Origin of the sequence: Burkholderia sp. BCC1644, assembly GCF_902833225.1 — a bacterium.
Classification (GTDB): Bacteria; Pseudomonadota; Gammaproteobacteria; order Burkholderiales; family Burkholderiaceae; genus Burkholderia.
In genome coordinates, this window is the sequence record NZ_CADFEI010000015.1 from 176550 (window position 1) to 199009 (window position 22460).

The following is a 22460-nucleotide window of genomic DNA, read 5'->3' on the forward strand; positions in this document are numbered from 1 at the left end:
GCGTCACGGCGCGTCGATGAGCCCGGCCGAAATCGCCTTGACGACTGCCTGGACCTTGTTGGTCGCGCCGAGCTTCTCGAGAATGTTGTTGACGTGGAAGTTGACCGTCCGCTCCGAGATGCTGAGGATCTGGCCGATTTCGCACGCGGTCTTGCCCTCGGCCGTCCAGCACAGCACCTCGCGCTCGCGCGCGGTCAGCGTGACGCCCGCCGCGGGCGACAGCTTCGGCACCATGAAGCGGCTCATCAGCGAATGCGACAGGTTCGCGAGCCAGTTCGTCTGCAGCGTCAGCATGTTGATTTCGGCAGGCGTCAGCCGGTCGGCATGGCGCGCGATGCTCAGCAGGCCGAACGCACCGCGGGCCGCCCAGCTCGACTGCGCAACGCCCACCGACAGCCCGAAATCGCGCGCGTCCTGCCACAGCGGGCACGGGTCGATCCGGTCGACGTCCGGCCAGACGATCATGTTGGTGCTGAGCGCGCCGTCGCGAACCGTCGAATCGATCTCGATGTAGTTCTGCGCCTGGTAGTGCGCCATCCAGCCGTCGGGATAGGTATTGAAGATGGCGACCGACGGCTTCGATACGGGCAGCGGTACGCGAATGCCGTAACAGCAATATTCGAATCCCAGCCGCTTTGAATAGGCGGCGATCCGCTGGAAGAGCTGCTGCTCGTCTTCCGCGGCGCTGAATTGTTGGTAGGCATCCTGCCAGCGCAGTTCCATTCGTTCTCCGACAACGTCACGCTGTCATACTTGTCAGGTTCCAGCACCCGTTCGAGGCTGATACATTCCGCGCATGACCTCACCTTTGCTGCACCCGGTCCCCGGCCCGTCCCCGGACGGCTACGTACGCCTGTCAGAAGGCGCACTGGCCGTGCTTGCTCTCGACCATGTCTCGAGCGGCCTCGACGCATCGCTGCTGGCCGAACTGCGCGACAGCGCGATCGACGCACGCCTCGCCGGCTATACCGAATGGCATCGCCCGGCCAGTGCCGGCGCCCCTTACGTGACGGTCGGCTGGGACTGGTACCTCGAACGCGCGACGGGCACGTTCGTGATCGCGGGCGACGACGTCCGCAGCAACGTGATGCTCGTCGATGCCACCGGCGCCGACATCGGCATGTTCCGCACCGCCGCCGCGCTCGCCGCGCGACTTGCCGGCATCGACTGGCCCGCCGCCGTCGCATCGGCCCTGCTTGGTCGCAACGACGCCTATCATGCCGGTCCCACGCTCCAGTGACAACCTGCCACACATTCCTCTGATCATTTCGCAAGACTGGCGCTCTTTATAAGCAAAAGCGGTCCAGTTTTCAATCCCGTTGATCAAGAAACCGTTACCACGCCGCAAATGGCGTCTTTGCACCGCCAACCTGTAAGAGTTACCAGTTACAGCCTCCTCGTGCCGCGCGATGTAATGCACGCATACAAAAGCACAGATCCGAGGACACCATGCGGACCTTCGTTCACGAGGAAGGGCGGTTGCCACACCAACTTGCAGCGGATCTCGGGCGCTATCGGCGCCGCGTGTTCGTCGAACAGCTCGGTTGGGCGCTCCCGTCGGCGAACGAAAGCTTCGAACGCGACCAGTTCGATCGCGACGATACCGTCTACGTGTTCGCGAGGAACGCGGGCGGCGACATGTGCGGATGTGCGCGCCTGCTGCCTACCACGCGCCCGTATCTGCTGAAGTCGCTGTTCGCCGACCTGATCGCCGAAGACATGCCGCTGCCGCAATCGGCTGCCGTCTGGGAGCTGTCCAGGTTCGCGGCGACCGACGACGAAGGCGGGCCGGGCAACGCCGAGTGGGCCGTGCGTCCGATGCTCGCGGCCGTCGTCGAATGCGCGGCGCAGCTCGGCGCACGGCAGCTGATCGGCGTGACGTTCGCGAGCATGGAGCGGCTGTTCCGCCGGATCGGCATTCACGCGCACCGCGCAGGCCCGCCGAAACAGGTGGACGGTCGTCTGGTGGTCGCGTGCTGGATCGACATTGATCCGCAAACGTTTGCGGCACTAGGAATCGAACCGGGGCAGGCAGCCCGGCAAGCCATCGCCGCCTGAACCGGAACGCGCGTTTCCGTTCGGGCGGCATCGTAACGAAGGAGAACCAACGTGGACCAGTCTCAGGTCTTTCGCGCGATGATGCCCGGGTTGACGAGCGCCAGCGGCGCCAACATCACGGTCGCCTATCCGTCGTTTCCCAGGCCGCTGCCGCTCGTGCGGCTCGACCGCCGCGGGCTCGTGTTTCGTGCCGCCGGCGCCGCGCCGCTCGTCTGCGGTCTGCCGCGCCCGGCGACGCTCCTGGTCGCGGACGCGCCGCTCTGCTCGCTGCGCCTTGTGATTCGCGACATCGCCCCGGCCGGCAGCGGCCGGCACGACCTGACGATGCAGCCGTCCGGCGCCGCCGGCGACGAATTGCTGTGGCATGCGCTGCGCGATCGCGAACCGTACCGTCACATTCAGCACCCGCTCGCGCCTGTCGACACGGCCGTCGCCGCCGACAGCAGCGAGCCGCTCGCAGCGGCCGGCGAAGCTGCACCCCGGCCGTCGCGCAGCGCGGCCTTCCGCCTGCCTTGCCGTAGCGATGCGCTGTTCTTTGCCGACTGGCTCGAATACCACTTCGACGAACTGCGCGCGCTGTCGCAGCAGCACGGGCCGCAACTGCAGCTCAACCAGCTCGAACGACAGGTCGCCGACGACGAGGTCGGCGTGCGCTTCGTCTACGACATCGACGGGCATGCCACGCGGCACGCGCTGACCGACTGCGCACGCGAGGCCTGTGCATGGATCGAGACGGAAATGCGCGACAAGTACGCGCTGCCTGTCGCGCAGGAGCGGTTCGGCGCATTTGCGGCGCACGCACGGGCCGGCGGCATGTGAATCGGTAACGGCTACCAGTTGCACGGATACAACTAGGGCTTGCAAACGTCCGGGTTTTCCCTTAAATTTACGTCTGTCTCCTCCATGTCTCCAAACATGGATTCAGCCCGCTCAAGCAGCGGGCTTTTTTATTGCCTGCGTGGAATCCGGGGCCACATCATTGGTCGCCTTTACCACCGGCCGCGTAAGCATTTCGACACGCCACGATCCAAATCGACCGGATATCATCGGCGGGCCTGCCACCCTTCGCCGAGGTCATCTTGCACGCCCACCTGCGCATTGCCCGCCCGGTCAGCAACCTCGCCCGCACCGAGCGCATGTATCGCGACGCCCTCGACTTGTCGGTCCTCGCCCGCTTCGACGATCAAGACGGCTTTTCCGGCGTGATGCTGGGCCGTGACGGTCTCGACTATCACTTCGAATTCACGCACTGCCCCGATCATCCGATCGCGCCGTCGCCGACGCCCGAGGACCTGATCGTCTTCTACCTGCCCGATCGCCCGGAATGGGAAGCCGCATGTGAGCGCGCTACCGCACATGGCTTCATGCCCGTGACGTCGTTCAATCCGTACTGGGAAATTTCCGGTCAGACCTTCGAGGATGCCGACGGCTACCGGATCGTGCTGCAGAACGGCACGTGGCGCTGACACGCGAAGACGCGTGAGCCGTTACGCGCCGGCAACGCCGCCGGCGCGCGCGACGTACACGACGTGCGGCCGCAGCGGGTGCCCGTCCGGCAACGCCGGGTGATCGAAATCGCGCGCGGGTTGGCGCAGCATGCCGAGCCGCTCCATCACGCGCCGTGATCGCACGTTGGTGTCGGCCGTCCACGCGAAGATCTCTCCGAGCCCTGCCCGGCCGAGTGCGTCGGTCAATGCGGCGGCAGCCGCTTCGACCGCGTAGCCATGCCCCCAGGCGTGGCGCGCCTGCCGCCACATGATCTCGATACACGGTGCCATCGGGTGCGTTGCTCGCGCTTCGTGCGACAGGCCGCAAAGCCCGATCAGCATCGCATCGGCACGACGTTCGACCGCCCACACACCGAAACCGTGTGCATCGAAATGCGCTTCGAAGCGCGCGACGAGGTCGCTCGCCTCGGTGACGGACATCGGGCCGCGTGCGAGCCACGCAGTCACGTCCGGATCCGTATGCATCGCCGAAAGCGCACCCGCATCCGACGCGCGCCAGCGACGCAGTGTCAGGCGTTCGGTTTCGATCTTCGAGGGGGTGGACATGGAGATGCGGATCGTACCGGCGGCAGCGGAACGCTGGTGACGTCACGAACCCGAAGGCGGACGGCTGTCGAAGCGAGAACCTCGATCGTCGCGTCTGCCCGCGACGATCGAGAGAACAAACAACGCGAAACGGGCGCAGGCACGCCCGTGGGGGTTACTCGTTTTCTTCGAAGTAATGCCCGAACTTCGTCTGCTTCGTGCGGATATAACGCTCGTTTTCCTCGCGCACGGGCACCGCAAGCGCAACCCGCTCGCAGACGGGAATGCCGTGCTTCGCGAGCGTGTCGAACTTCTCGGGGTTGTTGCTCATCAGCCGCACCGACGTCACGCCGAGGATCCGGAGGATCGCGGCGGCCGAATCGTATTCGCGGGCGTCGTCGGGCAGGCCGAGGTCGAGGTTAGCTTCGACGGTGTCGCGCCCCTGCTCCTGCAGCGCGTACGCGCGGATCTTGTTGCTCAGGCCGATCCCGCGCCCCTCGTGGCCGCGCAGATACAGCAGCACGCCGCGGTCTTCCGCCGCGATGTAGCGCAACGCGAGGTCGAGCTGCTCGCCGCAATCGCAGCGATACGAGCCGAATACGTCGCCGGTCAGGCATTCGGAATGCAGCCGCGTCAGCACGGACTGCTCGCCGGCCACGTCGCCCATCACGAGCGCAAGATGTTCGGCATCGCTGCCCGATACGCGAAACGCGTATGACTTGAACGTACCGTAGCGCGTAGGCAGCGACGCGGTGGCGACGAGTGTCACGCACTCGTCGGCCTGGCCATTGCCCGGCGTGGGCGATTGGGGATGCGAAGACATCATGAATTCAATCGAAACGTTCAGGAATGTAGGAGTTGTGTGGATAGTGCGTGACGGGAGTTTACCGCTAATCTGGAAACGTCACGCGACTGCCACTGCCTGCCCGGCTATACTGGGCTCATCGGGTGTCGCGCACCAACGCCCAGCCTTTCCTGTATCGACCTGCACACGGAGAAAGCGAATGAGCACGACTGTCGCGCAGATTCTCAAGGCCAAGCCGGATTCGGGCCGCACGATCTACACCGTCACGAAGACCGATCTCGTCTACGACGCCATCAAGCTGATGGCGGAAAAGGGGATCGGTGCGTTGCTGGTCGTGGACGGCGACGACATCGCTGGCATCGTCACCGAGCGCGATTATGCGCGCAAGGTTGTCCTGCAGGACCGTTCATCGAAAGCCACCCGCGTCGAGGAAATCATGACGGCCAAGGTGCGCTACGTCGAACCATCGCAATCGACCGACGAGTGCATGGCGCTGATGACCGAGCACCGGATGCGCCACCTGCCCGTCCTCGACGGCGGCAAGCTGGTCGGCCTCATCTCGATCGGCGACCTCGTGAAGAGCGTGATTGCCGATCAGCAGTTCACGATCAGCCAGCTCGAACACTACATTCACGGCACGCCGGTCGCTTCCACCTGATCCGCTCCAGCGAAAAAGGCCCAAACGCGTGAGCGTCTGGGCGGAAAGCCGCCGACTTGCGGCGACGGAGGTTCTGCTCCTGCGGGCAAACGACGCGCGCAAATGGCGCGCGTCACGTCGATGGAATGGTGCGCTCGGGCAGACCGGGGACGTTCGATTAGTTGCCGAAATAGACCGAGTTCACGGGGTTCGGCGCGTCATGCGTCATGCGGCGGCCTGCCTGGCCGGCACCCGTCGCCACGGCACCGTAGCCGCTCGTGTCGGCCTGCGCGAGCATCGGCTGGTTCGGCTGGATGCGTTGTTCGGCTGCCTGGATGTTGTTCGGGTACTGCGAATCGCTCGCCAGCGGCTTGTAGCCGTTCTGTTCGAGTTGCACGAGTTCGGCCTTGACCTGGTCGCGCGTCAGCCCCTGCTCGGACTGTGCAAACGATGCGATCGGTGCGGCAAGGACGGATGCGGCGATGGCTGCGTAGATGATCGACTTCATGATTTACCTCCGGAATATGTTCTCTTTTGACGTCGCCTCGGCAGGACTGTCTGAAGCGATTGAAACCAGTGTAGTGCTCGCCACTCCGAGGGGAAACCCTTAGTTTGAACATACAGCGTTGCGATTTTGGCAAATATCACTGAGTGTTTCTGAGCACATCCGTCGCGACTTGCTTCATCTGTACAACAATCGCTGACGAAACGCCAACAACCGGATCACATATCCCAAAGGTTGTGTTGTAGAATCGTAAGGTTTTATTCGCCAGTCGATATTCCATCCACCATGTACGCGCTCACGCCCCCTTCGGTTTCGCCGTCCGGCCCGGCCGGCGTGCGCGCGCACGCCGGCCATCCGGCGCATCCCCTCGCTCGACGCACGGCCCAGGCGCCGCTCGCGCCTGCCCGGCGCCTGATCTGACGGCTCGGTCTCCTCCCGGAGCCAGGTCAGACAGGCTCCGGGCGATCCCCATAGGCACGCCACGCCTGCCCTTGCCGATCATTTGGAGAACTGCCATGAAACAACGCCTTTACCAGTTGACCGAACTCGACGTTGCTCGCCTCGAAAAGCACGCCGAACACAACCCGCGCTTCCAGACCATGCTCGACACGCTGCTCGAGCGTGCCGACATCGTCCAGCCCGACGCCATCAAGGCGAATGTCGTCACGATGAACTCGCAGATCACACTGCTCGACGAGGCGACCCAGGAACAGGCCACCTGGACGATTGTTTATCCCGATTCCGCCAATCTCGAACTCGGCCGCCTGAACGTCTTCTCGCCTGTCGGCATGGCGCTGCTGGGCACGCAGCGTGGCCAGATGGTCAAGGTGATGCAGCCGAGCGGCGCCGAAAAGCTGATGAAGGTCTCCGCGATCGTGTTCCAGCCGGAGGCCAACGGCGAATACACGCGCTGAGCCATCGGTAGCCAGCGCCGAGCTCGACACGGGCGCAGAACGAAAAAAGCGAGGCACCGGCCTCGCTTTTTTGCATTCGGACGATCCGAAACGTCGTCATCCCATTCCGCAGACGAAAAAAAGGCGCCCGAAGGCGCCTTTTTCGATGCTGCGAAGCGGGTTACCCCGCCGTCACGCTTAGAAGCGGTGACGCAGACCAACCGTTGCTGCGGTTTGGTTGATCGACGAGCTCGGCAGGACCGAGTTGTCGCCGTTGTAGATCGATGCGCCGATGCCGTTCTTCGCTGCACGCTGGTACACAGCTTGTGCGTAGACGTCCGTGCGCTTCGACAGTGCGTAGTCAGCTTGCAGGCCGAACTGGTTCCAGTGCGTGCTGCCGTTGTTGATCTTCGCGTTCGTGTACGTGTAAGCAGCACCCAGGCCGAGAGCCGGCGTCAGGTTGTACTTTGCGTTGACTTCGTAGTTGTCGGTGCGCACCGAGCCGAGGCTACCAACAGCATTGTTGTCGAGACGCGCTTGCGTCCATGCAGCGCCGACTTGTGCCGGGCCGAATGCGTAGCCAGCAGCAGCACCGTACGTGCGGACACGGCCTTGGCTAGCGATGCCACCGATCGCCGACGACGTCGCGCCGTTTGCGTTCGTACCGTCACCCAGGTTCGCTTGCGAGTATGCAGCAGCAAGCTTCAGGCCTTGGAACTGGTATGCAGCACCCGCGCTGTATGCACGGTTGTTGGCGAAGTTCGTGTTGTTCGAGAACGAGTACGTGCCGCCGAATTGCAGGCCAGCGTAGTTCGCGCTCGTGTACTTGATCGTGTTGTTCTGAGCGACATCACCGTTCGTGCTCAGACGGTCAAGGTTCAGCGGGTGCGCGAAGTACGTGCCGCCCCACGAGCCCGTTGCCGTCAGCGGCGCCAGGTAGTCTTGCGTTGCGTCGTATTGCTTACCCAGCGTGACCGTGCCGTACTGGCTCGACAGGCCGACGAAAGCTTGACGGTTGAACATGCCGCCGTTGCCGTTCGCGAACTTGCCGTTACCGATGTTGAAGCCGCTTTCCAACGTGAAGATTGCCTTCAGGCCGCCACCCAGGTCTTCCGAGCCACGCAGGCCGAAACGGCTCTGGTCAATGCCCGAACCCATCGACCAACGCGACTTGCCGTTGACCGGCACGCCCGATGCGTTGACGCCCGTTGCGACGTTGCTTTGGTAGGTGATGCCTGCGTCCAGCACGCCGTACAGCGTGACGCTGCTTTGTGCGTGAGCGACGGTAGCAAACGATGCTGCAGCTGCTGCAACGATCAGAGTCTTGTTCATTCGTGGAGCTCCCTTCTAAAAAGAGGCAGGTCTCGCGACCTTGTTCATAAACGGTCTGCAACCGCCCGGGAGCGCCATCGATCCTGCTGGCCGCGCCCGGATAGTTGCCCGTTTGGGAACCGTGAGTTTAGGGGTGTACCCTAGGGGAGCGATCCGCAAATAAAGAAATAAGCTTTTCCAGAACTAGAAATAATGAAAGTGGGGCCTAGTCATAAGTATTTGTTTTAACGTTTGTTTTTGACTTCTTGACGACGGCATTTTGGAGGCATTCATCGCACCATTCTTACATGTCATCGTCTTGACGGTTGCATAGAAACAACAAACGGATCCGACGCAGCACCCCCAAATCGGTAACTTATACCTATTTTAGTCCCAAATTCCGGGTGCCGGGCGTCTAAAACGTACTCGCCCTTCTGTAAACAGGGTGCCTCGGGCGATGTCCCCGTCAGTCGACGGAAAGGAAATGGCGGTTGCCACCTGACGTGACACGCAGTAACAGCCTTAACCGCTCGCGTAACCCGGCCGGTGCACTGGCAGGCTAATGTAAGGCAGCCTTCAATACTGAACAGGACACGCCATGAATCGACGCTCGTTGTTGCGCGCCATCGGATTGACCGCCGCCTTCGCCGGCACCGGCTGGCTGCGCGCCGCTTCGGCCCAGCCCGCGCCGCCCGTGTATCGGCCGTCCGGCCCGAACCGCGTGCCCGGCGGCCCGCCGTATGACGATCGCCCGCGCTCCGGGCCGCCGGCAGCCCGGCACGACCGCCGGCCGCCGCCACCCCGGCCGCACGGCTATATATGGACGGACGGCTATTGGCGCTGGCAGCGTGGCCGCTATATATGGGTGTCCGGCCGCTGGGTCGCACGACGCCCCGGACGTCGCTGGGTACCCGGCTACTGGCGCCGCCAGGGGCCGGCATGGGTCTACGTCGAAGGCTCGTGGCGATAGGATGCCGCCCGGCTCCGGCCAATGAAGGTCCGGAGCCGGACGGCGCGCGGGAAGCGGCGCCGTTCGCGCCGTGAATCAGGATGCACGGCCCGCAATCAGCGCATCGTTACGCCAGCGCCCTGCCGCCTTCGCGACGAACACATCGACGCATCATCGCGGCCGTTCGTCGCGACGGCATCCTTCGGATAACGAAATCAATCGATGCCGACGCAAACGGATCCGGCCATGCGTCGTTCCATCGCGCGCCATCTGCGGCACGCCATGCACCGGCGAAGCGGCCGGTGCGTCCTGCTCAACGCCCGCCGCCCTCCGGTTCCCGCGCACGACGACGCGCCGCGCAGATCGCGCGATGATGTTCGTCGGCCCACCGGATCATCGCCTGCATCGGCGTGAGGAACGAGCGCCCGAGATCGGTCAGCGCATACTCGACGCGCGGCGGCACTTCGGCGAACAGCGCGCGGCTGACGAAGCCGTCCTGCTCGAGCCGCTTCAGCGTACGCGACAGCATCTGGTTCGACACATCGCCGATCGCGCGGCCGAGTTCGTTGAAACGCATCGTTCCGCCGGACAGCGCTTCGAGCACGAGCAGGCTCCACTGGTCGCCGATGCGGTCGAGCACATCGCGGATCGGGCAAGGCTGGTCGAGTTCGACGGATTCGTCGGCGGACGGCAACGGCATGACTGGACTCTCTTCTCTCTTTCTAGGGCAATGCACGGTCATCGCGGTGTGACCTGTTCACACCGCGATGACTTCTTGTGACGGGTTCGCGGCAACTGTACCATTCGATCGACCCGGCAACCGGCACGATTCGCCAGTTCACCGAAACATGACGATGCCGCACGGCATCGCCGTATCAGCCGCCGCGACGCCCCATGCGTTGCGACGAATCCTTCGCATCGGGACTGCACGCGTGCCGGCAATTGCACCCTGCCGCCCGCCGATCGTCACGATCGGCGTCACCCGCAGTCGCGCATCGCGCGCCCACTCACGAACCGTCAGACAAGGAAACCGCTACATGTCATTGTTCCGCTCCCCCGCTCGCGCCGTTGCCGCCTGCGTGTTGCTGGCCGCATCGACGGCCGCGCTGGCCGCCGGCCCGGCTACCCGCGACCTGGCCGCCGAGGAAGCCAACCGCCAGCTCGTGCTGACGTTCTACGACCGCTTCTTCAACAAGCACGAAGCAGTCGAGGCCGCCGCCGTCGTCGCGGACGACTATAAACAGCACAACCCGCACGTGCCGGACGGCAAGAAGCCATTCGTGTCGTACTTCGTCGGCGCGTTCCAGAAGAACCCCGCATCGCGCGCGCGCATCGTCCGCAGCGCAACCGACGGCGATCTCGTGTACCTGCACGTGCATGCGACCGAACGTCCGGGCGATCGCGGCGAAGCGGTGGTCGACATCTTCCGCGTGAAGGACGGCAAGATCGTCGAGCACTGGGACGTGATCCAGCCGGTGCCCGAAACGGCCGCAAACCGGAACACGATGTTCTGACGCGCGGGCGCCGGGCAAGCGCGGATGCCCGGCGCCGGCGAAGTCCCCTACAATCGTGCTTCGCCGCCGCTCCGGCGCAGGCGAAGCACGGCCCGCGAAGGCGGCCGTTCGCGAAGACGGTGTCAACGATGAGCCCCGCCCAAATTTCCCTGAGCAACGCCGGCGACCTGATCGCCAGCCTCGGCAGTCCGCAGTTTCCCGCCCGGCTTTGGGCGTGGCTGCGCGAAACCGTCGATCCGCAATCCCATTACAGCGTCGCGACGCGTTACCGGCGTGACGCGCCGTCGCACGCGGTCGACGGCGTCGACGTGCTGTTCTTCGCCGGCGGCGACGATCCCGACGGCACGCGCCACGCACTCGATCTGTATACACAGGGCGACTGGCGCAACGACACCCTGCTCCCGCATATCGAGCGCACGACCGATTCGCAGCTCGTGTTCTCCTGCAACGAGGAAATCGACACGGCGACCGAGTACGGCCGCCAGTTCGCGCTTGGCGAGCTCGGCGAGGACTGCACGCTGCTCGGCAGCGAGCGCGACTATGTCTATGCGTTCTCGCTGTTCCGCCGGCGCGGCCAGCCGTCCTATACGCTGGCCGAACTGGCGCTGCTGCGGCAGCTCGGCGATTTCGTGCTGCCGCTGCTGATCCAGCATGCGCGGCTCGCACGCCTGACGCCGCGCTCGGACGACGGCGCGCTGCTGCAGCGCTTCGAACAGCGGCTGTCGGCCAGCGGCGCGGCGCTGTCGCAGCGCGAGCGGCTCGTGTGCCGCGCGGTGCTGCAGGGCCAGCCCGTCCCGCAAATCGCCGATGCGCTCGCGCTCAAGGCCAGCAGCGTGCGCACCTATCTCGGGCGCGCACTCGCGAAGCTCGGCGTCGCGAACCGCGCCGGACTGTTCGCGTGGTGCGTGACCGAAGAAGAAGCGCCGGAAGGCCGCAGCCAGTAGACGCCACCGCCGCGTCACCCTCACCGCCTTTGTCGCGCGTTGTCCTCAAAACAATGACAGACAGCCGGCGGCCCCGCTCCTAGTATCTGACTCACCCGACGACAGCAACGCGTCGGATACCACGGAGACACGGAATGCCGAATATCGGATCGACGCCGGCCCGCGCGGCCGCGAGCGCGTCGCCCATCGATTCGCCGATACGGACCTACCGGCAAAACCGGCATGACGCTCCGGCAGCCGTTGCCGGCCTTCGCCACGGTGCATCGCCGCCACCACGCAGCGCCGGCACGTAACGCCCCATTCCATTCCAACCCGACCGGGTTCACGTGACCGGACGAGCCACACGGCCCGCCCGCCGGACATGTGCGCCCGTCGATCCCCCTATCCGGAGGAGACACATGCAACACGCCGATACCGTCTATCTGAACGGCCTGCTTTACACGGGCGACGCGCAGCGCCGCTTCGCGCAGGCGCTCGCTACAAAGGACGGCAAGATCGTCGCGGTCGGCCGCGACGACGACATCCGTCCTCTGGCCGGCCCCGCAACGCGGATGGTCGATCTCGCCGGCCGGCTGATGCTGCCGGGCCTGATCGACGGTCACGTGCATCCGCTCGAAGGTCATCAGATTCTCGGCGACTTCGACCTGTCCGGCATCAACGATCCCGACGCGATCCTGCAACGCATCCGCGCGTGCGCCGATGCGACGCCCGACGAGCCGTGGGTCTATCTCGGCGGCGCGAACCTCGCCGCGTTCGGCGCGTATCCGACCCGCGAACTGCTCGACCGGATCGTGCCGGACCGGCCGCTGCTCGTGGTCGGCTTCGACGTGCACAGCGGCTGCCTCAACACGAAGGGGCTCGAAGCGGCCGGCATCCACGCCGACACGCCCGATCCGTCCGGCGGCGTGATCGAGCGTGACGCCTCGGGCGCGCCAAACGGCGTCGTGCACGAAGCGGCGTTCTACCGTGTGTGCCCGATCATTCCGCAACTGAGCCCGGCAGGCTACCCGAAGTCGCTCGCCAAGGCGCACGCGATGGCGCATGGCTACGGCATCACCGGCTGGTTCGATGCGCGCGTCGAGGAAGCCGAACTCAAGGCCTATGCCGACGCGCAGCGCGCGGGCACGCTAAAGGCGTACATGAGCGCGGGCCTCTATGCGAACCCGCGCCGCGACCCGCGCGAGCAGGTCGAGCGCTTCGTCGCCTGGCGCCGCGAATACGAGCGCGACAACCTGCGCCTGCATACGGTGAAGATCTTCGTCGACGGCGTACCGGAATCGAAAACCGCCGCGCTGCTCGAGCCGTACGCGGGCACCGACGACTGCGGCCTCGCGCTGTGGAGCCAGGACGCACTGAACGAAATCTGCCTGCTCGCCGATACGGCCGGCTTCGACCTGCATTTCCATACGCTCGCCGACCGCGCGGTGCGCATGACGCTCGACGCGCTCGAACATGTCCAGCGCCGCAACGGCATGCGCGACCGGCGCGCGCAGCTTGCGCACCTGCAGCTCGTCGATCCGGCCGACATGAGCCGCTTCAACCGGCTCGGCGCGATCGCGAGCGTGCAGACGCTGTGGACCGCCGCCCGCGAGGAGCAGCAACAGCTTTATCGCGACCTGCTCGGCGCCGAGCGCACCGCGCGCAACTATCCGTTCCGCAGCCTGCGCAACGCGGGCGCGATGCTCGCGGCCGGTTCCGACTGGTCGGTCAGCACGATGGACCCGATGCAGATCATTCAGACGGGCGTCACGCACCTGCTGATCGACCAGCCCGACAGCCCGCCGTGGAATCCGCACGAGCGGCTCGACCTGCTCACGATGCTCGAGGCCTATACGATCAACACCGCCTATGCGTTGCGCTTCGACGACTGCACGGGTTCGCTCGAAGCGGGCAAGGATGCGAGCTTCGCGATCCTCGACCGCAATCCGTTCGCACACCCGGTCGAGACGTTCGCGCAAACCCGCGTGATCGAGACGTGCTTCCGCGGCGAAGTCGTGCACGCCGCGCCGGGCTGGGCCGACTGAGCGTCGGCCCGGGGCCGTCGTCAGGCGATGCCGAGCGCCAGTACCTGCTCGGTCGTCAGCACGTCGCCGAACGTGTCCGACAGCGCGGCCAGCGTCGCGCGATGGAGGTCGCGGTGCGGCACCGTCCCGCCGTCCGCGACGTCGAGATCGCGCGTCGCGCACGCGTCGTCTACGACGATCACCGCATAGCCGAGCGGCACCGCATCGCGTGCCGCGCCGGCCACGCATGCATGCGTCATCAGGCCCGTGACGATCAGCGTGTCGACGCCGGCGCCCTTCAGGCGCGCATCGAGGTCCGTCGTCGGGAATACGCTGACCGACGTCTTCTTCACGACCGCGTGGTGCGGCGCCGGCTGCAGGTCCGCGTGAAAGCGGAAGCCGTCGCTGCCGTCGGCGAAGATCGGGCTGTCGGCCGTATCGACGTGCTGGACGTGAAACACCGGAATGCCCGCGCGGTCGGCGAACGCGATCACGCGCTGCGCATTGCCCAGCGCGCGCGGCCCTTCCGGAATCGGCAGCCGGCCGCTGAAGTATTCGTTCTGGAAATCGATGACCAGCAGCGCGCTGCGGGCGGCGTCGATCGACGTCGGCGCGGTCGCGCCGGCCAGGGTACGGATGGTCGGATGTTGCATGGGTCGCTCTCTTTCGGTTCGCACAATGATCGGACGGCGCGCCGGGCCTGCCGGCGCCGCCGGACGCGGCCCGATCCTTCCCCGGCCGCGAGGCGCCAGTGTCGGGCCGCGCGGCCTTGCGCGACAGCGGCGCGCGGGACAACGTCCGACAGGATCGGGCCAACGTGCGCGCGTGCCGCTTACGACAGCGCGGCCGTGCGGGCGCCCGGCCGCGTACGCCCGTACGCGACCATCATCACGAAGCTGAGCAGGAAGCCCGCGCCGCCGATCAGCAGCAGGCCCGTTTCGCCGAACACGGGCAGCAAGTTCGTCAGCGCGCCCGTGACGACCCACGCGACCGCCATCACCGATCCCGCGACGCCGAGCGCCCAGCCTTGCCGGTCCTCGCTGACGGCGTCCGAGAACGCCGTATACATGGTCGTGTACGCGACCATGTCGAAACAGCCGACGACCATCGCAAGCGCCCACAGCACGGGTTCGTGCGGGAACAGCGCCGACAGGATCTGGCCCAGCCCGGCGACGAGCAGGCCCGTCTTCGCGATGTCGATCACGCGCCACACGCGCAGCATCAGCCGCACGACGAACAGCAGGCCGAACACGAAGCAGATGCCGATCACGCCGCTGAACAGCCCGAGCCGCGCGCTCGTGTAGCCGAATTTCGCCTGCAGCAGCAGCATGATGGTCTGCAGGTACAGCCCGTAGCCGACCTGCATCAGGAAGAACACCACCGACAGGAATGCAACGTTGCGCTGCCGTGCGGCCTCCCGGATGATCCGCAGCGGCAATAGCGGATCGATGCGTGTGTCGCCGCGCGGCGCGGCCGAGTCGCGATACGACGCCCAGGTCCAGAACGCGCAGGCCAGCGACAGCGCGGCGACCAGCACGAACGGCGTGCCGTAGTCGAACAGCGGCGAAATCGTCCGGTCGGACGTGACGCCGCCGAGCACCGGGCCGACGATCACGCCCGCGCTGAACGCGAGCGACATGATGCTCATGTTGTACGCCTTGTTCTCGGGCGTGCTCAGGTCGGTGATCGCCGCCTGCGCGATGCCCTGGCAGCCTGCCATCAGGCCGGTGAGCCCGCGGCCGGCCAGCAGCAGCGCGATGCTGGCATGCCACGCACCGGCCGCCATCATCGCGTAGCCGGCTGCGAGGCCGAGCACGCACAGCAGCAGGATCCGGCGGCGGCCGTAGCGGTCGGACAGCTCGCCCATCAGCGACGAGCCGAAGAACATGCACAGCGGGTAGATCCCGTAGCCGAGACCGAGATAGAAATTGCGCGCGTGCGCACCGGCGTCGGCCGGCAGGATGCCTGCATGCGGATCGCTGAAGATCGCGGACATCATCGGGTAGACGAGCCCGAATCCCATCGCGTCGAGCGCGATGGCGAGCAGGCAGGGGCCGAGCAGCGTGTAGTCGAGCCGGGACATGGCGACCTTCCGGACAGAGTGGATGATCGCCCAAGCGTAATGACCGGGCAGCGGCCGCGGTAGGCCGCCGCCCGCGATGCTAACCATCGGCCGCGCCGATACCCTGCATGCGGCCCGCGCCGATGGGTCGCCGGCGCGGGAACCCGGCCGCTACTTGGCGCTCAGCGGTTCACCCTGGAATTGCCGGCGTGCGACCACACAGGGCGCGCCGTCATGCATGAACACGCTCGCGAGCAGCCCGAACGACGCCGCGAACAGCACGTACCAGGCGGGCGCGACGGGCGATCCGCTCGCACGCGTCAGCCACGTGACGATGAACGGCGCGAAGCCGCCGAACACCATCACCGCGACGTTGTAGGCGAGCGCGACGCCGGTCGACCGCGAGCGCGTCGCGAACTGCTCGGCGAGCGTGGTCGGCGCGGGGCCGTAGCAGATGCCGATGATCGTGCAGATCACGAGCTGCATCACGAGCAGGCGCCCGACGCCCGGCGCCGCGGCCAGCCACGAGAACAGCGGATACGTGACCGTCAGCAGCGCCAGCGTGCCGGCGATCAGCACGGGCCGCCGGCCGATCAGGTCGGACACGATCGCCGCGACCGGGATCGTCACCGTCAGCAGCGCAACGGCCACCATCTGCACCTTGAACACCTGGTCGAGCGGCAGCCCGTAGGTCTTGTGCACGAACGTCGGCATGTTCACGAGCATCACGTAGAACACGGCCGTGCCGGTGATCGTCTGCCCCATCGACACCAGCACGCCGCGCAGGTTCTCGCGCAGCACGCGCGATACGCTCGGCGGCGGCTCGGCCGCCGACTTGCTCGCATCGACGAACGCCTCGGTCTCCTCCATGTGCCGGCGGATCCACAGGCCGACCGGCCCGATCAGCAGACCCAGCGCGAACGGCACGCGCCAGCCCCAGCTGTGCAGCGCCGCGTCCGACAGCGACTGCGTGGCCCACGCACCCATCGCGGCGCCCGAGAACACCGCGAGACACTGGCCGATCAGTTGCCACGACCCGTACAGCCCGCGCCGGTTCGCGGGTGCGCTTTCGACGAGGAACGCGGTCGCGCTCGCATATTCGCCGCCCGTCGCGAAACCCTGCAGCAGCCGCGCGACGACGATCAGGATCGGCGCCGCCGGGCCGATCGCCGCGTACGACGGCGCGAACGTGATCAGCGCGATCGACAGCGTCATCAGGAAGATGATGAGCTGCATCGCGGCCTTGCGGCCCTTGCGGTCCGAATAGAGCCCGAGCAGGATGCCGCCCACCGGGCGCATGAAGAAGCCGACGCCGAACGTCGCGAGCGACATCAGCAGCGACGCGTACTGGCTCTCGGCGGGAAAGAACAGCCGCGCGATGATGCCGGAGAAGAAACCGTAGACGATGAAGTCGTACCACTCGAGGGTATTGCCGACGACCGCGGCAATCACTTGCCGCTGCCGCGAATTCCGACGTGAGTCGCGCATGCTGTTCTCCTGCAGTCTCGGGGTGCCGCGCCGCATGCCTGCCGCGTTTCGTGGCGGGCATGGGCGAACCGGCTGTTCGCATCGCCGGTCGAGGCGGGACAGGCACGACGGCACCTTTCGGCCCGCGCGCACGACCAGCGTGAATCGATCATAGGGACGCCGAAAATCCGTATCAATTAACGCCCGCGGCAGATGATTAGCCGGAGACTAAATGTTTCCGCTGCGGACTCCACCGCGCGAAAAACCCGGTATTTCGCGCATTGTTGCGGTCCCGGTTCTGCGGCAGAATCGTCGGCCGCCCTTCCCGTCGCCCGCATCATGCGCAACCGCATCAACGAAGAGATCACGTTCCGCAAGCTCGAGGTGCTGCTCGCCTTCATGGAAGCCGGCAGCCTCGCGAAGGCGGCCGAGGCGCTGGGCATCAGCACCGTCAGCGTGCACCGCGCGCTCCATACGCTCGAGGAAGGGATGCACTGCGCGCTGTTCCGCCATGAGGGGCGCAACCTGATTCCGACCGAGGCCGCGCAGGTGCTCGCCGAAGTCGCCGGCGAAGTGCTCAAGACGATGACCGACGGCATCCGTTCGACACGCGAGGCGGCCGGCTACGGCGCGGGCCAGTTGAAGATCGGCTCGCTGTATTCGCTGACGATCCGCACCGTACCCGAGGTCGTGATCGCGCTGAAGGAGCGCCGCCCCGAGTTGCAGGCCGAACTCGTGCTCGGCTCGAACGCCGACCTGCTCGACAAGCTCAGGCAGGGCGCGATCGACGCGACGCTGATGGCGCTGCCCGAACCGGACGCCGAAATCGAATCGATCGCGCTGTTCGAGGACGAGATGTTCTTTGCCGTGCCGATCGATTCGCCGTATGCGCAACGCGACGCGATCGATCTTCATGCATGCGGCGACGAGCCGTTCGTGTCGCTCGGCGAAGGTTTCGCGACGCATCACGGCTTTACGGAGGCGTTCCGCACAGCCGGCATCACGCCGAACGTCGTGATGCGGGTGGGCGACATCTTTTCGCTGATCAACCTCGTGTCGGGCGGCGTCGGCTGCTCGCTGCTGCCCGGCCGTGTGCGCGACCTGTTCGCGCACAAGATCGCGCTCGTGCCGCTCGCGGGGCCCACGATCCGCCAGACGATCGGCCTGAGTTTCCTGCACCGCCGCGAGCGCGACCCGAACCTGCTCGCGCTCGCGACCGTGTGCCGGCTGACGGTCAAGGGGCCGGCCGCGCGGTGACGCGGCGATCGCCACGCTGCCCTTGCCGCGCGCGCCGCATCGCCGCGCAACCCTGGTCTGCAAGCCACCGACCTCCGCGCGTGCTAGTCCGTTCGGATGGCACGAAGCGCGCGCTTTGTTGCGATCATGACCGTCATTCATCGCGCGGCACGCATACGTGCGGCCGCCACGGAGACGACATGAACGACCCAGTCCTCGGCCCCATCGACCAGATCGGCTACGTGGTCGCCGACCTCGACCGCAGCATCGCGCGCTGGCGCGCCCGCCACGACATCGGCCCGTGGACCGTATTCCGCAACGTCCGCCTCGACGGCCGGTATCTCGGCGAGCCGGTAACGGTCAAGATGGACGTCGGCCTCGCGTATCGAGGCGATCTGCAGATCGAACTGATCCACGTCACGAACGACACGCCGTCGCCGTACCGCGACGCACACGGGCAGCCGCTCGCCGGCCTGCATCACGTCGCGTGGGTCGTCGACGATCTCGATGCGGCGCTCGCACAACTCACCGCCCGCGGCCTGCGCGTCGTGTTCGAAGCGAGCAACCCGGCCACGCGCGTCGCGTATCTCGACGACGCCGACGATCCCGGCGTGCGCGTCGAAGTGATCGAAGGCGCGGGCATGCGCGACATGATCGTGCACGGCATCGCCGAAGCACACACCTGGAACGGCACCGATCCGGTTCGCATCGTCGCCGCGGCGGCCGCTTCCGCGTAAGCGGGCCCGCGCGTCCCCTCTCACTCACAGGAGCAAGCAGGATGAAACGACTCGAAGGCAAGGTCGCGCTGATCACGGGCGGTGCCCGCGGCCAGGGCGAAGCGGAAGTACGCCGGTTCGTCGCCGAAGGCGCACGCGTGGTGATCGCCGACGTGCTGGACGACGCCGGCCGGCGCGTCGCGGCCGAACTCGGCGACGCCGCGCGATTCCAGCATCTCGACGTCACCAGCGAAGCCGACTGGCAGGCGGCCGTTCAAGCGACGCTCGCGCAGTTCGGCCGGCTCGACGTCCTCGTGAACAACGCAGCGATTCTGAAGCTCGTGCCGATCGAATCGTGTTCGCTCGACGACTATCGCAAGGTGATCGACGTGAACCAGGTCGGCTGCTGGCTCGGCATGAAATCGGCCGTGGCCGCGCTGAAGGAAGCCGGCGGCGGCTCGATCGTCAACGTGTCGTCGACGGCCGGGATGGAAGGCGTCGCGGGCGGCAGCGCGTACGTGTCGAGCAAGTTCGCGGTGCGCGGGATGACGAAGGCCGCCGCGCTCGAATTCGGCCGCTACGGCATTCGCGTGAACTCGGTGCATCCGGGCGGCATCGATACGGTGATGGCGCGCCCGCCCGAGTTCGCGGATTTCGATCCGTCGTCGATCTACAGCGGCCTGCCGATCGCACGAATCGGCAAACCCGACGAAGTAGCCAGCCTCGTGCTGTTCCTTGCATCCGACGAATCCGCGTATTGCACGGGGTCGGAATTCATCGTCGACGGCGGAATGCTCGCGGGCAGCACGTTCCACTGATCGACCGCGCCAGCCGGAAGCGGAAACAAAAACGGAAACGATAACGCCGCCGGCGGCTTGACCCGCACGGCGGCGTTGGCGTTTCGGGGCGCGCGGCAAGCGGCCACGCGCCAAGCGCCGGTCAATACCCCTTCGGCTGGATCGCCGGCGCGCCGACACCGCGCGCGCCCTGCTTGCCGCCGCGCACGAAGCGGCGCCCGTGCGGCCCGTACACGCCGTCCGGCTCCGGATACAGCGTCAGCAGCACGAAGTACAGCACCCCGCCCACCGCCAGCGACACCGGCACGCTCAGGTCGAGACCGCCCGCGAGGTGGCCGAGCGGCCCGATGAACTGGCCCGGCAGGTTCACGAACGCGAGCCCGATGAACGCGGCCGGCAGCCATGCGCCCATCGCGCGCACGTTCCAGCCGTGCGTGAACCAGTAGTGGCCGCCGTGCAGCCCGCGGTTGAACACCTGCAGGTCGTCGGCGAGATAGTAGCCGCGGCGCGTCACGTAGCCGATCACCATGATCGCCATCCACGGGCAGCTGAACGTATCGATCAGCGTCGCGAACGTCGCGACGCTTTCGACGAGATTGAACCAGAAACGGCCGACGAAGATGAACGCGATCGCGATCGTGCCGATCAACAGCGTCGCACGCACGCGGTTCAGGACGCGCGGGAACATGCTCGACACGTCGAGACCGGTACCGTACAGCGCGGTCGTGCCGGTCGACATCCCGCCGATGATCGCGATCAGGCACATCGGCAGCAGGAACCAGCGCGGCGAAATCGCGAGCAGCCCGCCGACGTAGTCGTTCGATGCGATGAACGCGGGCGCCTTCGACGCAATGATCGTCGCGGTCGCAAGGCCGAAGAAGAACGGCACGAACGTCGCGACCTGCGCGGCGAACACGGCGCCCATCACGCGGTGCTTCGGCGTGTGCTGCGGAATGTAGCGCGCCCAATCGCCGAGCGTCGATGCGAACGACACCGGGTTGCTCAATGCGACCAGCACCGCGCCGACGAACGCGGCCCAGAAGCCCGCGCTACCGAGTTGCAGCGTGCCCGCGTAATTCATGTCGAACAGGCCGGCGAAGGCGAACAGGCCCGCGACGAACAGGACGCTCGCGGCCCACACGGCGATCTTGTTGACCCACAGCATGAAGCGGAAGCCGTAGATGCAGACGATCAGCACGAGCACCGCGAATACCATGTAGGCCGCGCCGAGCGTGAAGCCGTTGACGGGCACGCCGACCATGTTGTGCGCGCCGCCGACGAGCGCATCGCCGGAACTCCACACCGCGAGCGAGAAGAACGCGATCGACGTGAGCAGCGCGAGAAACGAGCCGACGATCCGGCCGTGGATGCCGAAATGCGCGCCGGACGAGACGGGGTCGCTCGTGCCGTTGCGCGGGCCGAACAGGCTCATCGGCGCGAGAATGCACGTGCCGGCGAGCACGCCGAGCACGATCGCGCAGACACCCGCCTTGAACGACAGCCCGACCAGCACGGGAAAGCTGCCGAGCACCGATGTGGAAAACGTATTGCAGCCGCCGAACAGCAACCGGAACAGATCGATCGGCCGCGCATAGCGCGATGCATCGGGAATGCGCTCGAAACCGAACGATTCAACCTGCGTAATCCTGCCTTCACCCATTTGTCTCCAACTCCTCTGGTGCGCCTGTACGGCCCGGGGCTGCGGCCATACGACACATCGTCATCGATTCGCGGCCACTCTAAACCGGATCGCGCGGCGCAAATATCACGCATTCGAGACGTTTACGACGATGGAGAACAATGTTTCCGCGCGGGCAACCGGCCGGATTCCGCGCCGCGCGTGCGGCGCGAGCGATGCGACGTCAGTGCGCTGCCGCTGCCGCCGGCGCGCGGCAGGCGATCAGGCCGCGCTGAACGGCCGGCCGCGCGGCGATGTCGGCGAGCCAGCGCGCGACGTGCGGGAAGCCGGCAACGTCGAGATCGAGTTCGGCCGCCGTGCGCAGCCACGGAAATGCCGCGATGTCGGCGATCGAATACCGCGACGATGCGAGATACGCCGATTCTGACAATCGGCCGTTCACGACGCCATAGAGACGCGTGGCCTCCTTCCGATAGCGATCGATCGCTTCCGCATTGACCGTCTTCGATGCATGCAGGAACCACCAGAGCTGGCCGAGCATCGGCCCGATCCCGCCGATCTGGAAGTGCAGCCATTGCTGGACCGCCGTGCGCTCGGCCAGCGTTTCCGGGTGCAGGCACCCCGTCTTCGCGGCGAGATAGCCGAGGATTGCGCCGGATTCGAACACGGTCAGCCCGGTGTCGTGGTCGACGATGGCCGGGATCTTGCCGTTCGGGTTGATCGCGAGGAACGCCGGGCTGCGCTGCTCGCCCGCGGACAGGTTCACGTGCACGAGGTCGTGCGCGATCCCGGCCTCTTCCAGGTAGATCGCGATCTTGTGCCCGTTCGGCGTGTCGGCCGTGTAGAACGTGAGGGAGTGCGTCGAGGTCATGTCGGTCCTTGTCATCGGGT

General features: G+C 66.2%; 24 protein-coding genes. 13 read left to right on the top strand and 11 right to left on the bottom strand.

Annotated elements, in window-relative coordinates; translation table 11 throughout:
- Nucleotides 1-3: 3 nt before the first annotated feature.
- Nucleotides 4-723: an autoinducer binding domain-containing protein gene (locus tag HWX87_RS27225; protein ID WP_176050174.1), complete on the bottom strand. Its 720-nt coding sequence runs from the start codon at nt 721-723 to the stop codon at nt 4-6.
- A 73-nt stretch (nt 724-796) separates the two neighbouring features.
- Between HWX87_RS27225 and HWX87_RS27230 the strand changes: the two genes are divergently transcribed.
- The 4 genes from HWX87_RS27230 (at nt 797) to HWX87_RS27245 (ending at nt 3524) form a co-directional block, all read left to right on the top strand.
- Nucleotides 797-1240, top strand: coding sequence for a DUF4902 domain-containing protein (locus HWX87_RS27230; protein WP_176050175.1), 444 nt, complete (start codon nt 797-799; stop codon nt 1238-1240).
- 209 nt (nt 1241-1449) lie between these two features.
- Entirely contained in the window at nt 1450-2058 is a 609-nt protein-coding gene (locus tag HWX87_RS27235; protein ID WP_176050176.1) for an acyl-homoserine-lactone synthase, read from the top strand.
- A 51-nt stretch (nt 2059-2109) separates the two neighbouring features.
- The gene (locus HWX87_RS27240; protein WP_176050177.1) at nt 2110-2877 is read left to right on the top strand and encodes a hypothetical protein; all 768 of its coding nucleotides are present in this window, start codon (nt 2110-2112) and stop codon (nt 2875-2877) included.
- Between the two features lie 260 nt (nt 2878-3137).
- The gene (locus HWX87_RS27245; protein ID WP_176050178.1) at nt 3138-3524 is read left to right on the top strand and encodes a VOC family protein; all 387 of its coding nucleotides are present in this window, start codon (nt 3138-3140) and stop codon (nt 3522-3524) included.
- 21 nt (nt 3525-3545) lie between these two features.
- Here the strand turns inward: HWX87_RS27245 and HWX87_RS27250 are convergent, their stop codons facing one another.
- Nucleotides 3546-4112, bottom strand: a complete 567-nt coding sequence (locus HWX87_RS27250; protein WP_176050179.1) for a GNAT family N-acetyltransferase — start codon at nt 4110-4112, stop codon at nt 3546-3548.
- 154 nt (nt 4113-4266) lie between these two features.
- Nucleotides 4267-4917, bottom strand: coding sequence for a GTP cyclohydrolase II (gene ribA, locus HWX87_RS27255; RefSeq protein WP_176050180.1), 651 nt, complete (start codon nt 4915-4917; stop codon nt 4267-4269).
- Between the two features lie 178 nt (nt 4918-5095).
- Between ribA and HWX87_RS27260 the strand changes: the two genes are divergently transcribed.
- Nucleotides 5096-5554 carry a CBS domain-containing protein gene (locus tag HWX87_RS27260; RefSeq protein WP_039344004.1) on the top strand — a complete coding sequence of 153 codons (459 nt, stop codon included), beginning with the start codon at nt 5096-5098 and terminating at the stop codon, nt 5552-5554.
- A gap of 157 nt (nt 5555-5711) precedes the next feature.
- On the opposite strand, the gene HWX87_RS27265 is transcribed toward HWX87_RS27260, so the two are convergent.
- Complete coding sequence (locus HWX87_RS27265) at nt 5712-6041, bottom strand: DUF4148 domain-containing protein (RefSeq protein WP_176050181.1); 330 nt, start codon at nt 6039-6041, stop codon at nt 5712-5714.
- Between the two features lie 512 nt (nt 6042-6553).
- Between HWX87_RS27265 and HWX87_RS27270 the strand changes: the two genes are divergently transcribed.
- Nucleotides 6554-6952, top strand: a complete 399-nt coding sequence (locus HWX87_RS27270; RefSeq protein ID WP_176050182.1) for a GreA/GreB family elongation factor — start codon at nt 6554-6556, stop codon at nt 6950-6952.
- 177 nt (nt 6953-7129) lie between these two features.
- Here the strand turns inward: HWX87_RS27270 and HWX87_RS27275 are convergent, their stop codons facing one another.
- Entirely contained in the window at nt 7130-8263 is a 1134-nt protein-coding gene (locus tag HWX87_RS27275; RefSeq protein ID WP_176050183.1) for a porin, read from the bottom strand.
- A 577-nt stretch (nt 8264-8840) separates the two neighbouring features.
- On the opposite strand from HWX87_RS27275, the gene HWX87_RS27280 reads away from it, so the two are divergent.
- On the top strand, nt 8841-9212 hold the full coding sequence (locus HWX87_RS27280; protein ID WP_176050184.1) for a YXWGXW repeat-containing protein: 372 nt from the start codon (nt 8841-8843) through the stop codon (nt 9210-9212).
- A 292-nt stretch (nt 9213-9504) separates the two neighbouring features.
- Here HWX87_RS27280 and HWX87_RS27285 read toward each other — a convergent pair whose 3' ends face one another.
- A complete protein-coding gene (locus tag HWX87_RS27285) occupies nt 9505-9891 on the bottom strand; it encodes a helix-turn-helix domain-containing protein (RefSeq protein ID WP_176050185.1) in 387 nt (128 codons plus the stop codon).
- A gap of 337 nt (nt 9892-10228) precedes the next feature.
- On the opposite strand from HWX87_RS27285, the gene HWX87_RS27290 reads away from it, so the two are divergent.
- From HWX87_RS27290 to HWX87_RS27300, 3 genes are all read left to right on the top strand, one after another.
- Nucleotides 10229-10705 carry a nuclear transport factor 2 family protein gene (locus HWX87_RS27290; protein WP_176050186.1) on the top strand — a complete coding sequence of 159 codons (477 nt, stop codon included), beginning with the start codon at nt 10229-10231 and terminating at the stop codon, nt 10703-10705.
- A 128-nt stretch (nt 10706-10833) separates the two neighbouring features.
- Nucleotides 10834-11649: a helix-turn-helix transcriptional regulator gene (locus tag HWX87_RS27295; RefSeq protein WP_176050187.1), complete on the top strand. Its 816-nt coding sequence runs from the start codon at nt 10834-10836 to the stop codon at nt 11647-11649.
- Between the two features lie 398 nt (nt 11650-12047).
- The gene (locus HWX87_RS27300; RefSeq protein ID WP_176050188.1) at nt 12048-13673 is read left to right on the top strand and encodes an amidohydrolase; all 1626 of its coding nucleotides are present in this window, start codon (nt 12048-12050) and stop codon (nt 13671-13673) included.
- A 20-nt stretch (nt 13674-13693) separates the two neighbouring features.
- Here the strand turns inward: HWX87_RS27300 and HWX87_RS27305 are convergent, their stop codons facing one another.
- The 3 genes from HWX87_RS27305 to HWX87_RS27315 all read right to left on the bottom strand — a co-directional run bounded on the left by HWX87_RS27305 (nt 13694) and on the right by HWX87_RS27315 (nt 17202).
- Nucleotides 13694-14305, bottom strand: coding sequence for a cysteine hydrolase family protein (locus tag HWX87_RS27305; RefSeq protein ID WP_176050189.1), 612 nt, complete (start codon nt 14303-14305; stop codon nt 13694-13696).
- 179 nt (nt 14306-14484) lie between these two features.
- Nucleotides 14485-15735, bottom strand: a complete 1251-nt coding sequence (locus HWX87_RS27310) for an MFS transporter (RefSeq protein ID WP_176050190.1) — start codon at nt 15733-15735, stop codon at nt 14485-14487.
- A 150-nt stretch (nt 15736-15885) separates the two neighbouring features.
- Complete coding sequence (locus tag HWX87_RS27315) at nt 15886-17202, bottom strand: MFS transporter (RefSeq protein WP_176050191.1); 1317 nt, start codon at nt 17200-17202, stop codon at nt 15886-15888.
- A 318-nt stretch (nt 17203-17520) separates the two neighbouring features.
- On the opposite strand from HWX87_RS27315, the gene HWX87_RS27320 reads away from it, so the two are divergent.
- The 3 genes from HWX87_RS27320 to HWX87_RS27330 all read left to right on the top strand — a co-directional run bounded on the left by HWX87_RS27320 (nt 17521) and on the right by HWX87_RS27330 (nt 19951).
- A complete protein-coding gene (locus HWX87_RS27320; protein WP_176050192.1) occupies nt 17521-18438 on the top strand; it encodes a LysR family transcriptional regulator in 918 nt (305 codons plus the stop codon).
- Between the two features lie 179 nt (nt 18439-18617).
- The gene (locus HWX87_RS27325) at nt 18618-19154 is read left to right on the top strand and encodes a VOC family protein (protein ID WP_176050193.1); all 537 of its coding nucleotides are present in this window, start codon (nt 18618-18620) and stop codon (nt 19152-19154) included.
- Nucleotides 19155-19195: 41 nt separating this feature from the next.
- Nucleotides 19196-19951 carry a glucose 1-dehydrogenase gene (locus HWX87_RS27330; RefSeq protein ID WP_176050194.1) on the top strand — a complete coding sequence of 252 codons (756 nt, stop codon included), beginning with the start codon at nt 19196-19198 and terminating at the stop codon, nt 19949-19951.
- A gap of 121 nt (nt 19952-20072) precedes the next feature.
- Here HWX87_RS27330 and HWX87_RS27335 read toward each other — a convergent pair whose 3' ends face one another.
- Nucleotides 20073-21590 carry a cytosine permease gene (locus tag HWX87_RS27335; RefSeq protein ID WP_176050195.1) on the bottom strand — a complete coding sequence of 506 codons (1518 nt, stop codon included), beginning with the start codon at nt 21588-21590 and terminating at the stop codon, nt 20073-20075.
- A 202-nt stretch (nt 21591-21792) separates the two neighbouring features.
- On the bottom strand, nt 21793-22440 hold the full coding sequence (locus tag HWX87_RS27340) for a glutathione binding-like protein (RefSeq protein WP_176050219.1): 648 nt from the start codon (nt 22438-22440) through the stop codon (nt 21793-21795).
- Between the last annotated feature and the right edge of the window lie 20 nt (nt 22441-22460).

Coding starts and splice junctions, on each gene's coding strand:
- HWX87_RS27335 (WP_176050195.1), bottom strand. CDS start 21,590: ATGGGTGAAGGCAGGATTACGCAGGTTGAATCGTTCGGTTTCGAGCGC.
- HWX87_RS27325 (WP_176050193.1), top strand. CDS start 18,618: ATGAACGACCCAGTCCTCGGCCCCATCGACCAGATCGGCTACGTGGTC.
- HWX87_RS27330 (WP_176050194.1), top strand. CDS start 19,196: ATGAAACGACTCGAAGGCAAGGTCGCGCTGATCACGGGCGGTGCCCGC.
- HWX87_RS27275 (WP_176050183.1), bottom strand. CDS start 8,263: ATGAACAAGACTCTGATCGTTGCAGCAGCTGCAGCATCGTTTGCTACC.
- HWX87_RS27270 (WP_176050182.1), top strand. CDS start 6,554: ATGAAACAACGCCTTTACCAGTTGACCGAACTCGACGTTGCTCGCCTC.
- ribA (WP_176050180.1), bottom strand. CDS start 4,917: ATGATGTCTTCGCATCCCCAATCGCCCACGCCGGGCAATGGCCAGGCC.
- HWX87_RS27340 (WP_176050219.1), bottom strand. CDS start 22,440: ATGACCTCGACGCACTCCCTCACGTTCTACACGGCCGACACGCCGAAC.
- HWX87_RS27250 (WP_176050179.1), bottom strand. CDS start 4,112: ATGTCCACCCCCTCGAAGATCGAAACCGAACGCCTGACACTGCGTCGC.
- HWX87_RS27285 (WP_176050185.1), bottom strand. CDS start 9,891: ATGCCGTTGCCGTCCGCCGACGAATCCGTCGAACTCGACCAGCCTTGC.
- HWX87_RS27230 (WP_176050175.1), top strand. CDS start 797: ATGACCTCACCTTTGCTGCACCCGGTCCCCGGCCCGTCCCCGGACGGC.
- HWX87_RS27265 (WP_176050181.1), bottom strand. CDS start 6,041: ATGAAGTCGATCATCTACGCAGCCATCGCCGCATCCGTCCTTGCCGCA.
- HWX87_RS27290 (WP_176050186.1), top strand. CDS start 10,229: ATGTCATTGTTCCGCTCCCCCGCTCGCGCCGTTGCCGCCTGCGTGTTG.
- HWX87_RS27300 (WP_176050188.1), top strand. CDS start 12,048: ATGCAACACGCCGATACCGTCTATCTGAACGGCCTGCTTTACACGGGC.
- HWX87_RS27310 (WP_176050190.1), bottom strand. CDS start 15,735: ATGTCCCGGCTCGACTACACGCTGCTCGGCCCCTGCCTGCTCGCCATC.
- HWX87_RS27235 (WP_176050176.1), top strand. CDS start 1,450: ATGCGGACCTTCGTTCACGAGGAAGGGCGGTTGCCACACCAACTTGCA.
- HWX87_RS27260 (WP_039344004.1), top strand. CDS start 5,096: ATGAGCACGACTGTCGCGCAGATTCTCAAGGCCAAGCCGGATTCGGGC.
- HWX87_RS27225 (WP_176050174.1), bottom strand. CDS start 723: ATGGAACTGCGCTGGCAGGATGCCTACCAACAATTCAGCGCCGCGGAA.
- HWX87_RS27295 (WP_176050187.1), top strand. CDS start 10,834: ATGAGCCCCGCCCAAATTTCCCTGAGCAACGCCGGCGACCTGATCGCC.
- HWX87_RS27320 (WP_176050192.1), top strand. CDS start 17,521: ATGCGCAACCGCATCAACGAAGAGATCACGTTCCGCAAGCTCGAGGTG.
- HWX87_RS27305 (WP_176050189.1), bottom strand. CDS start 14,305: ATGCAACATCCGACCATCCGTACCCTGGCCGGCGCGACCGCGCCGACG.
- HWX87_RS27315 (WP_176050191.1), bottom strand. CDS start 17,202: ATGCGCGACTCACGTCGGAATTCGCGGCAGCGGCAAGTGATTGCCGCG.
- HWX87_RS27280 (WP_176050184.1), top strand. CDS start 8,841: ATGAATCGACGCTCGTTGTTGCGCGCCATCGGATTGACCGCCGCCTTC.